This window comes from Thiobacillus thioparus DSM 505, assembly GCF_000373385.1.
Taxonomy (GTDB): domain Bacteria; phylum Pseudomonadota; class Gammaproteobacteria; order Burkholderiales; family Thiobacillaceae; genus Thiobacillus; species Thiobacillus thioparus.
This window is the reverse complement of the sequence record NZ_KB891320.1, coordinates 1-9,596: the sequence shown is the minus strand read 5'-3', so window position 1 is coordinate 9,596 and position 9,596 is coordinate 1. Positions and strand designations below refer to the sequence as shown.

Annotated in this window: 13 protein-coding genes; 3 read left to right on the top strand and 10 right to left on the bottom strand. The window is 57.1% G+C overall.

The genetic code is table 11. The features are described from left to right. Positions 1-76: 76 nt before the first annotated feature. Positions 77-919: a tyrosine-type recombinase/integrase gene (locus B058_RS0107755; protein ID WP_018507913.1), complete on the bottom strand. Its 843-nt coding sequence runs from the start codon at positions 917-919 to the stop codon at positions 77-79. Positions 920-1,075: 156 nt separating this feature from the next. Here B058_RS0107755 and B058_RS0107750 point away from each other — a divergent pair, with 156 nt between their 5' ends. Beyond that, positions 1,076-1,336 carry a type II toxin-antitoxin system RelB/DinJ family antitoxin gene (locus B058_RS0107750; RefSeq protein ID WP_018507912.1) on the top strand — a complete coding sequence of 87 codons (261 nt, stop codon included), beginning with the start codon at positions 1,076-1,078 and terminating at the stop codon, positions 1,334-1,336. Further along, entirely contained in the window at positions 1,323-1,604 is a 282-nt protein-coding gene (locus tag B058_RS0107745) for a type II toxin-antitoxin system YafQ family toxin (RefSeq protein WP_018507911.1), read from the top strand. The genes B058_RS0107750 and B058_RS0107745 overlap by 14 nt, the downstream gene beginning before the upstream one ends. A gap of 21 nt (positions 1,605-1,625) precedes the next feature. Here B058_RS0107745 and B058_RS16605 read toward each other — a convergent pair whose 3' ends face one another. From B058_RS16605 to B058_RS0107690, 9 genes are all read right to left on the bottom strand, one after another. Further along, positions 1,626-2,096: a DUF2726 domain-containing protein gene (locus B058_RS16605; RefSeq protein WP_018507910.1), complete on the bottom strand. Its 471-nt coding sequence runs from the start codon at positions 2,094-2,096 to the stop codon at positions 1,626-1,628. A 293-nt stretch (positions 2,097-2,389) separates the two neighbouring features. Then, on the bottom strand, positions 2,390-3,601 hold the full coding sequence (locus B058_RS0107735; protein WP_018507909.1) for a type II secretion system protein GspD: 1,212 nt from the start codon (positions 3,599-3,601) through the stop codon (positions 2,390-2,392). Beyond that, entirely contained in the window at positions 3,598-4,674 is a 1,077-nt protein-coding gene (locus B058_RS16600) for a zonular occludens toxin domain-containing protein (protein WP_018507908.1), read from the bottom strand. Before B058_RS16600 ends, B058_RS0107735 begins: the two co-directional genes overlap by 4 nt. A 2-nt stretch (positions 4,675-4,676) precedes the next feature. Next, positions 4,677-4,964, bottom strand: coding sequence for a DUF2523 family protein (locus tag B058_RS0107725; protein WP_018507907.1), 288 nt, complete (start codon positions 4,962-4,964; stop codon positions 4,677-4,679). A gap of 2 nt (positions 4,965-4,966) precedes the next feature. After that, the gene (locus tag B058_RS0107720; RefSeq protein ID WP_157265658.1) at positions 4,967-6,514 is read right to left on the bottom strand and encodes a hypothetical protein; all 1,548 of its coding nucleotides are present in this window, start codon (positions 6,512-6,514) and stop codon (positions 4,967-4,969) included. Between the two features lie 145 nt (positions 6,515-6,659). Beyond that, positions 6,660-6,944 (bottom strand): hypothetical protein, encoded by a 285-nt coding sequence (locus B058_RS16595; protein ID WP_018507905.1) that lies wholly within the window; start codon positions 6,942-6,944, stop codon positions 6,660-6,662. 88 nt (positions 6,945-7,032) lie between these two features. Further along, positions 7,033-7,455, bottom strand: coding sequence for a hypothetical protein (locus B058_RS17830; protein ID WP_157265655.1), 423 nt, complete (start codon positions 7,453-7,455; stop codon positions 7,033-7,035). 294 nt (positions 7,456-7,749) lie between these two features. Further along, the gene (locus B058_RS18475) at positions 7,750-8,763 is read right to left on the bottom strand and encodes a phage/plasmid replication domain-containing protein (RefSeq protein WP_342661986.1); all 1,014 of its coding nucleotides are present in this window, start codon (positions 8,761-8,763) and stop codon (positions 7,750-7,752) included. A 78-nt stretch (positions 8,764-8,841) separates the two neighbouring features. Then, positions 8,842-9,144 (bottom strand): hypothetical protein, encoded by a 303-nt coding sequence (locus tag B058_RS0107690; RefSeq protein WP_018507900.1) that lies wholly within the window; start codon positions 9,142-9,144, stop codon positions 8,842-8,844. A gap of 121 nt (positions 9,145-9,265) precedes the next feature. Between B058_RS0107690 and B058_RS0107685 the strand changes: the two genes are divergently transcribed. After that, positions 9,266-9,596: helix-turn-helix domain-containing protein (locus B058_RS0107685; RefSeq protein ID WP_018507899.1), on the top strand; the 331-nt coding region annotated here is incomplete at its 3' end.

The following is a 9,596-nucleotide window of genomic DNA, read 5'->3' as shown; positions in this document are numbered from 1 at the left end:
GAAAACGGCCCGCGAAAAGCGCGAACCGTTGGAAGTGGTGGCCAGTCTCGGAATCGAACCAAGGACACGCGGATTTTCAAAGATCGTCTGGCATCTTGTTAAGAACTGCATCGATCTTGCGGGCATTTTCGAGATTCACGCTTGGCGAAAGATGGGCGTATCGGCGTACCATTATGGCGGTTTTCCAGCCGCCCATTTCCTGTAACGAGTAGAGCGGCACCCCCTCCTGAACTAGCCAACTAGCCCACGTATGGCGCAGGTCATGCCAGCGGAAGTTTGTAATTTGTGCGCGCTCTAGAGCCTTGTACCAAGCGCGGGTCGTAAATCGCTTAATTGGGCGGTTCCTGTAGGTGAAAACGTACTCCGCGTGCTTACCCTGACGGCGCTTGAGGACATCTAGCGCGGTATCGTTCAAACTGACGTGCAAATCCTCATTGTTCTTGGTTTGATCGGCATAGAGCCAGGCGGTTTTTCTCCGAAAATCCACTTGTTCCCAGCGCAGGCCGGTGACGTTGGAATGACGCAAGCCGGTAGCCAGGGCGAAGAGGCAGGCATCACGCTGGTGGGGAAGGAGTTCGTCCAGCAGCGTGCGCACCTGGTCGGGTGTAAGCCAGCGCACGCGCCGGCTAGGTTCTTTGTAGAGGCGAACCTTGGGCGGTTTGGCGAGCCATTCCCATTCGAAGACTGCGCGCCGCATGATGGCGCGGATCAGGGCAAGGTAACGATTGGCGGTAGCGGGTGAAGCCTGTTCAGCCTTGAGTTTGCCGATGTCGGCAATCACGAAGCGATCGATGTCGGCAAGGCGCTTATGGCCGAGCAGGGGCTTCAGCCATTCGAGTTTTCTGCGGTCGTGATCGATGGTGCGTTTGTGGTCCATTTCGATGAGCCACAAGGAGGTTGCGTCGTTCCAGGTGTGCATGGACGGATGGTAAGGTCACCGCATGGTATATGCGAAATTGCTTATTTTCTTGGGGATGGTTTTTGGCCTGGTCGGAGGTGGATTCGCGAGGCGAGCAACTTATGCATTTACGCATAATTGGGCTACAATGTGGCTCACATATCAGGAGAACGAATCATGTCCGCAAACGCTGTAGTGCGTGCCCGTATCGACGAGCACATCAAGGAAGAGGCGACCACGGTGCTGGCAGCCATGGGGCTGACTGTGTCGGATGCCTTCCGCATCATGCTGACCCGTGTCGCTCGCGAGAAGGCACTTCCTTTTGAGCCGCTAGTACCGAATGCCGATACGATCAAGGCGATGAAGGAAGCGCGCCGGGGCAAGCTGGAAACCGTGACTCTCGACGATCTCCAAGCGGTGCTCGATGCGGACGATTAAACAATCGAGTCAATTCAAGCGTGATCTGAAACGCGAGGCAAAAGGCCCACACCGCGCCACGTTGAAAAAGGATTTCACTGAGATCGTGCGGGCGCTGGCCAGCGATGAGGTGTTGGCCGAAAAGTATCGCGACCACGCATTAACCGGCGAATGGAAAGACCATCGGGATTGTCATGTCAAACCTGACCTGGTGTTGATTTACCGAAAGCCGGACGATGAGGTGTTGCAGCTGGTGCGCATCGGTTCGCACAGTGAGTTGGGTATGTGAGGCAGTGAGATAAGCCGGCTTTCACTTTGTGAATGCTTGCCGAATTGTTCCTTCATCAGGTAACGCGCTGACATTCCATCGAAGAAGTGAAATGCCAGCGGCCGAGAGGGCTTTCTCTTTCTTTGCGTCGGCCTCGACACGCGAGGCCTTGAGGTGGCTCCTGTCGTCAAGCTCGATGGCTGCGACGATGGTGGAATCCTTGAGACAGACGACGTAATCAAGGCTCATGCGGTTGATACGGTTATTCCACTGATTGAAGTTCGCGCCCTTCTTGACGCCGAGGACGCGGGATAGTTGCACCTGGGCGAGAACGATGCACTCAGGCAGCGTAGCAACGAGGCGATGATACAGAACCTGTTCGGGCTGCGTGAGAAGCTTCTTGGCGTAGAAAGGCCATTCACCACCATCACCAACACGCCCTTGCTTTTTGAGAAAGGCGAGCACGAAGAAGACCAGAACCAACAAGACGATACCAACGAACAACAGATTCACGATACAGATCTCCGATAGTGCATACCCCGATAGATACGGCTATATCAGACAGATTATTTAGGCCGGTGCCTCCCCGGATACCCTCACGCCGGACGACGGCGTGACCCCTACGGGGCTTCGGGGCAGCATCCGGGATCGATTCCGTCATCGAAACCCCGGGCTAGGCCGCCCGGCGATGACTGCGACGTGGTATGCAGAGGTTGGGTTTGGCTTTCAGAAGAGGGGTCGGCGGCAGGTTCTTGATCGTGCAACGGGCTTGCGCGGCGCATGCGCCGGCAGCGCCCGCCGCCCGATCAAATGCGCTTGGCGGACATCAGGACGAATAGTTCGCTGTCGTCGTTGGCGCTGTTGTTCTGCCGGAGCAATTTCGGCAGGAAAGAAAGGCCGCTGGAGCCTTCGTTTTGGCTGGCTGACCTGAGACCTCCGAAGAGAACGGCGGTGCCGTCTGAGAGGATCGTGGAGCTTTGCAGGCTGCGTTTGGTCAGGGTGGGAGACGACGACACGCCGGTCGTTGTCTCGGCGAAGCTGCTGACCTCGATGGAGGTGTCTACTTCGATCGCATCGTCGAGGATGTTGGCCAGGGCTTCCATGATGACGCCGGAGGATCTGTACTCGATGCTCTGGGTAACGCCCTGGACGGTGCTGGTGGTGCTGGTGAGGACGGGGACGTCCTGGCCGACGACCAGGCGCGATTTCTTGCCATCGACCAGGAGCAGCCGCGGCGAAGTGTAGATACTGAATTCGTTGTCGGATTTGAGGGCAGATATGGCCAGCTGGACAGATCCCGAAGCGAAGCGGAGCACGTCGCCTGCACCTGGTAGCGCACCCATTGCCAGCGAGAAGGGGCCGAGCTTGTCGATGAGGGCCGAGAAGCCGGTCTTGTGATTCTTGCTCTTCGAATACTCGATTAGAAACACCTGCAGTTCGATCGAGGGCGTCGGAACATCGAGGACGGCGAGCAGCCGGCGCAGATCCTTGATCTCGGATTCGGTGCCTTTGAAGATGATGCGATCGGTGCGGTTTTCGAGGCGAGCCGTTGCGCTGGTCTGCGCGTATTCGCCGGTGACTGGCGCGACGTTGGGCAGGCCCTGGGCGGCCTGGGTGATCCCGGGGTAAAGGTGGCGGATCTCGTCTACCAGGTATTGCGAGGTGCGCGACTTGGGCCGATAGACAAACACGTCCTGTTTGACGGCCGCAGCCGTGCCGGCGAGTTTGCGGACGGTGTACAGGCCTTCTTCCCTGACCAGCTCGTAACCATAACCGCGCAGGATCTCGGCGAGGTTCGCACGCAGCTGCTCGGGCGTGCCTGCGATCGACAGGCTGACGCGGCGTTCATCCTTGATCAACTCATCCGGCAGGCTGTAGGCCGCCTGGTTGATTTCGGCGAAGTAGAGGCGCACGACATTGGAGATCGGGGCGTTATCAAGCTTGATGCTCTCGGCCAAGGCCTGCGAAGCGATGTTGACGCCGAGGAGGAAGAGGAAGAGCAGGAGGGTATTTTTCATTTGCTGAGGTACGCGGGGAAGGCCTTGTATTCGTCCTGTGTGACCGCTGAGACACCACGCGAACGCACCATGGAAGGACTGACGATGCGCAGCCCTTCCGGGCCGCTCAGAACGACCCATTTGTCGTTTCCGATCGTGACCGATCCGGCGATCGACACGCCGGAGGAAGGCATCGAGGTAATCGCTGGAGGTGCACCAGGTGCGGCCGACGACATGGCAGCCGGTGCACCTGGTGCAATCGGTGCCGTGGTTACGGCCTCGATGGGCTTGTCGTCAGGCTTGGATTTGGCGAAGCGCTCGGGGTCGAAGAAGTGCTTGAGCGCCAACGTGCCCGAGGCGATCAGCACAACGGCGATGACCAGGGGAATCAGGAAGGCGCCGGATTTGAGGAAGTTCTGCCGGGAGTCAATGACTTTCTCGGTGCCCTGGCCGGAGTCGTTCGCATAGGACTTGTACAGCGGGAATATCTTCTTGTTGTAGGTCTGCGTCGTCCAGCTGGTGCGCTTCGATTTGTAGAGCTTCGAGCCTTCGTAAACCTCGACACGGTAGCGTTTCGAGAGGCCGAGGGTCTTGAGCTTGGTGAAGAGGAACGATAGCTCGATGACGTTTTTCAGGAGCTTGTGAATGTCGGTGATGTCCTGCGTGATGATGACCAGGTCGCACGAATTGCCCTGACCGTCCGCGCACTGCCGGTGCTCGCGGAAAAACGACATGTGCGCCTTGATGCACTTGCTGTCAGTGCCCCACGGACGCCAAGCCTCATCGATACAGACGATGTCACCAGGCTGAACGATGGTTTGTGGCAACACCTCGAATTTTTCGTCATAAAACACCGGGAAGAAGTCAGGGCTGGAAACCTCGTCGTTTTTTACAAGGCGGATCTTCCCGTATTCCTTGCCGGCTTCGAGCGGCCCATGGGTGGCGTCCAGGTACTTGTAAATCAGATCCTGATTCAGGCCGCGAATGTTCGTCACGACATTGCGGCCTGCACGGATCGCAGGGACGATGACCGAGGCAACGACCTCATACGATTTACCGGAACCCATCAAGCCGGTGTAAGCGTTGATCGCCATGGTCAGCCGACGAAGGGAATCCGACGAATGAGAAAGCGGGTCGTGAATGCCGCGAGCATCAGCGGAATTCCGATATCCAGACGCATCAGATCGAGGAAGTACCAGAGCGACGGCGGGAAGGCGGACAGCGCAGCAGTGATCGAGGCCGACCCGGGCACGTAGGACACCAGCGCCGACACCAGCTCAAGCGCAAGGTACCAGGCGGCGAACATGATCCCGAATTTGACGATGACGCCCCGGACAAGAAAGCCCAGGGCGACGTTCAAGGCAGAGACGAGAATCCCGAACATGGTCAGGCCCTCAGGACGAGCGTGAGGGCACTAACGCCCCACACCGCGCTAAAGATGACGGAGAGCAACGAACGTTGTTCTTCAAGCAGATCGCACATGCTTTGAAAGCTGTAGATGTGGCCGTAAAAGTCGAAGGTCGGTGCGCTGCATTCGGACGTGTGGGCCGGCATGGTGAAGGCCGAGAGATTCGGCAGGAGGCCCATGACCTGGCTGACGATGGTTGAGCCTGTCGGCGCTGCTTCAAGGTCGGGCGCCGGCGTTGCGGGATCGGGGCCGAGATCGACGACAGTTGTCGAGGGCTGGCCTGCCGGTTGTTCCACGGGCTGCGCTGCAGGATCGAGTTGAGGGACGGTCTGGCCTGATGCAATCGTGAGCGTGAGCAGATCAGCGACGGTCGGCCACGGATAGAGGCCTGCCGCGATGTCGTTCATCACATCCTGTGCCGTGACGGGATTGTTCACGTCGTAGGGTGCGCCCTGGTAGCCAGGCTGTTGCGCGGCCTGCTGCCAGATCTTGTTTGCGATCGCTGCGAGTAGTTCGGGATCGGCACGGGACGACAAGTCGGAATTGGTCAGCGTGGCCGCTGCGTCGTTGACCTGGTAGGCCTTGGCCGGATCGACGAAAGCCGGGTTGTTGAAAATCGTATAGGTGAAGGTGACAACGTTGCTCGGGTAAACGATAGAACCGCCGGACGCGGTGGAATCCTTCTTGTAATTCACCGTCTTTTGTTCAGCGTATGAATACTGAAGCCCCTGGGGGCAGGTGTACGGGTTGATGCTGCACGAAATCTTGGTCGGCCCAGACGCGCCGAAATTGACGATCGATTGCAGAGTGTAGGTGGCATAGGCGTCGGTTCCGTTGTAATCGCGAATGACGACATAGGCATATTGGTTGTAGGCCATGTCCCGGACGGCCTGCTGTGATGCGCCGCACACCGTAGCGGTTTTGTAGGAGGCCAGAGACGCATCGAGCGTTGTCATCGGGGCCGGATACTGAAACGTCATCGAGACCGACGCACAAATCGGCATATCCGAGGGATACATAATTGCATTCCCTACGCCCGGATTTGAATAGTCATTCGGAAGCTGCGGCAGCGCGACGACTTCGGTTTGTGGTTGCGTGGGCGGCGCCGGAGAGGCAGTGACGTAGGTGCCGACTGGTGCAAGCGTAATCTGTGAATTCGGTTGGGCCTTCCAGGTCTTCGAGCCCATCGTGAAGTCATAGATTTCATAGGCTGCACCGAGGCCGAGAGCAACGGAGAGCCATACAGGGGCGGTGCCGATGGCGGCCACCGTTGAGGCGACCGATCCGGCAACGATCGCACCGCCAACAACGGCTTGCGATCCTGCAAGCGTGTATGCGTAGAGCGGGTCGGAAGGCTGTAGGCCGAGCTTGCCTAGCTTCGCGGCAATGCTCGATGCAACAGCTTTGTTTACGTAGCCATTGAAAGGGCGGAACAGTGGTGATACTTGCGCCTGCGCTTCTGTTTCGACATACACAAGGGCCGATACCGAGGCGAGAAGAAAGAACACAGCAAGAAATCGTTTCATCCTTCGAGTCCGGTAACAAAAGCCCACCCGCTGACGACGCCGAAGAAGAAAAAGCAGAGGATCAAAAGGCTTTGGGTATCGGGCATGATGGTTGTCCTTTGAAAGAAAGACGGAGGGGCGTCCCCCTCCGGTTTAGGTCAACGAATCAACGGCCCTTGAAGGCGCCCATGATCATCGTGGCGCCCTTCCACAGGATGTAGACGCCAATCAGCGCGGCAGCAGCCAACAGGAGCGCGGCCGAGGTCGTGCTCATGTCGATTGCAGAAGTCAAAGAGGTGTAGTCAGGCGGCACAGCCATTGCATTGCCCGCTGCAACCATCGCGGCAGTACCAACGGCAACAACTTTGCCTGTGGCATTGTCGAAGACGGCATAGGCGTCGCGGCCGATTTTCTTGACGGTCTGGGTGGTCTTGTTGATCAGGTGTTTCATGTGTGACTCCTTATAAGTGCTGGCTAGGCAAAGGTTGGGCCGCGTCGGTAGCCATCCGGCGCAGTTTTTTCCCCGAAGGGAAAGCGATTCATTTTCGGAAGATGGACAGCACGACGCCGGCCCCTCTTCCAAGCACGTACATGGCCACGACAATCGAAACAGCGAAGGCGAACACAGCGCCGAGGATGGAGTAGTCGAAGTCAGCAGGAAGGCCGGTTTCGGTTGTTGCACCAGGTGCAGGAGCCGTCTCAACCGTGCAGGTATTGAAATCGAAAGTGGGGTTGGGCAACGCGACAGGTGCATAGTCGGTACACGTCGAGGCTCCACACACTTTCCGGGTCAAATACCAGGAGGAACCCGCTTTCATATTCACGCTGATAAGCTGATAGGGAACGCTCCCATCGCTACCGTATGCACCCGCATATATGGATGGCGCGGCGTTGAAATGAGCGTCCACTGCCGCTTGCTGAGTTGGCCAACAACGACCTTCAGAGAAAAAACCGGTGGTCATGCGTGCACCCCGAACAGGTCTTTTTGGCGTGTCAGATAGTCACGCTTCTGCACTTTGGCCTGGCGCATCAAGCGGGCTTGCTCGATGAGGCGCGGTGGGGCTTTGGGCTTCATGGCCTTAGCCCATTTCTTGACCATGAGGGGGTGACCGTACATCAAACCCAACCTTGGCCGTTGTGCCAATTCGAGGAGCTGTACGTCCAGCGACCAATCGCACACGCAGGCTTGAGGAACATGCCGCCGAGATCAAACCGGAACTCTTCACCCCAGTACCAATATCCGAAAAGCTGTTCCATCACGCGGCCCTAGCTTCAAGGTCATACCAATCCGGCACTGAGAGCGGTTCGAGCTCGATGAAGCGAACCTTGACCGGGAAGCGCTCGATGTTGCGCGGTGCAAGGATGTCGATGCCGCATTCGCGCAGCACTTTGGCATGACGAAAGAGGGTGGCGCGCGAAGCCATTTCGCGCATGTCTTGACCGGCAAGCCAGGCTGCCGCATAGACGCGGCTTTTCGGAGGGATCGCATCGAGGATGTCTTCGTCGCAGGAGCGATCCGCGCGCTTGAATGGCTCGATCTGTTCTTCGTACAACTCTTCCAGTTTTGCATCGGTGATGTTGGCCAGATCATTCAGGCCAAGCTCCGAAAGCAAGCGTTTTTTAAGTTCGATTTCCACGCGTACCACTCCTTGATCCTTGAGCCACGACACCAGCTCGTCGTTTGAATCGGCACCGTGCTTAATCATTTCCAGGTGCTTGATGTAGGCTTTCAGCATGTGGCGCGTGTTGGCCCACCACACCGATTCGTCGCCTGACTGTCCGCGTTTCATGCGTGCGATGCTTCGAGCACCAAGCCATCGGATGAAAGCGCGGGCTGAACTTTCCGAGCCTGTTTTGTAATTCCGGGTAATGTCCAGACGCGATATGACGCAACCCCGCCGGGAGTGTGGAAGCGCGAAGGGGCCAAGCGTTGACCGGTCAGAAGTTGCAGCTGTGAATGGTGGGAGGCCAAGCTCCACCAGTATTCGGTTACAAGCCTCGATCGTCCCTTGTAGTCCGAAGTTAAAAACGTTGTCTTTGCGAGAAAACCGCCCCGCGTTGCCACTGAGGGAAACACGGAAACCATCACATCCAACACGAACGCTTGTGTCATGGCTTCCGTTAAAGCGCGTGGACTGGTTGCGTTCAAAAACTGGCGCGCCGTCGGCGGAATAGTGGACGGTGACACCCCCTGTGAGGATGGGTAAGCCCCCGTCCGGATGATGTTGAGAAGCGGTGATCCAATCAATGAAGAGCGAGCCATTCGACACCCCTATTTCCCCTGTCCCGAGTCTCAAAAAGTCTCAAAATGAGACTGAACGGACTAGTGTTACTAGCCGTTCCACCCCTCAAGCCGACTTGGCAACCGACAAAGCCGGGACCAGTCCGACCACGTAACTTTCGAATTTGCCCATGCGCGCACGCTGGCCGATTTCGAGATCGACGACGGTGGGAAACTGGATCTTGTTGAACTGCTCGATGCAGGCAGAGTCGAGGGGCATTTCGGTGACTTCGAAGCCATAGCCCATGGCGGTCACTTTTTCGTTCTGGAAGGATTCGATCTTGGTCTGGATGAGGGCTGCGGACATGTCCCAGGGGTTGCCATCCTTGATGCCCTTGAGAACCTTTACGCCGAGAACTTGCATTTTCATGGTGTGCTCCTGTTGTTGATGGTGTTTACTTGTGTAAACGTGCCCGAGTAGACAGGAGTAAACAACTGTTGTCAAGTGTCTACAACAGGGCTATCTTGAAATCCCACAGGAGAACGAAATCATGAAGACTGCAGAGTATTTGGAGATGGCACTAACAAAACGTGCTCGCGGTGTAAATGCCGAACTGGCTCGCATGTTAGGAATTGCGCGATCCGCGATCACGCACTATCAAACCGGCCATCGCATCATGGATGACTACACAGCCTCAAAGGTTGCTGAGGTTTTAGGCATCGACGAAATGGAATTGATTGCGCTGGCAAACGCCGAACGCGAGAAAGACCCAGAAAAGCGGGCGTATTGGGAAGGTAAAGCGAAAACGGCCCGCGAAAAGCGCGAACCGTTGGAAGTGGTGGCCAGTCTCGGAATCGAACCAAGGACACGCGGATTTTCAA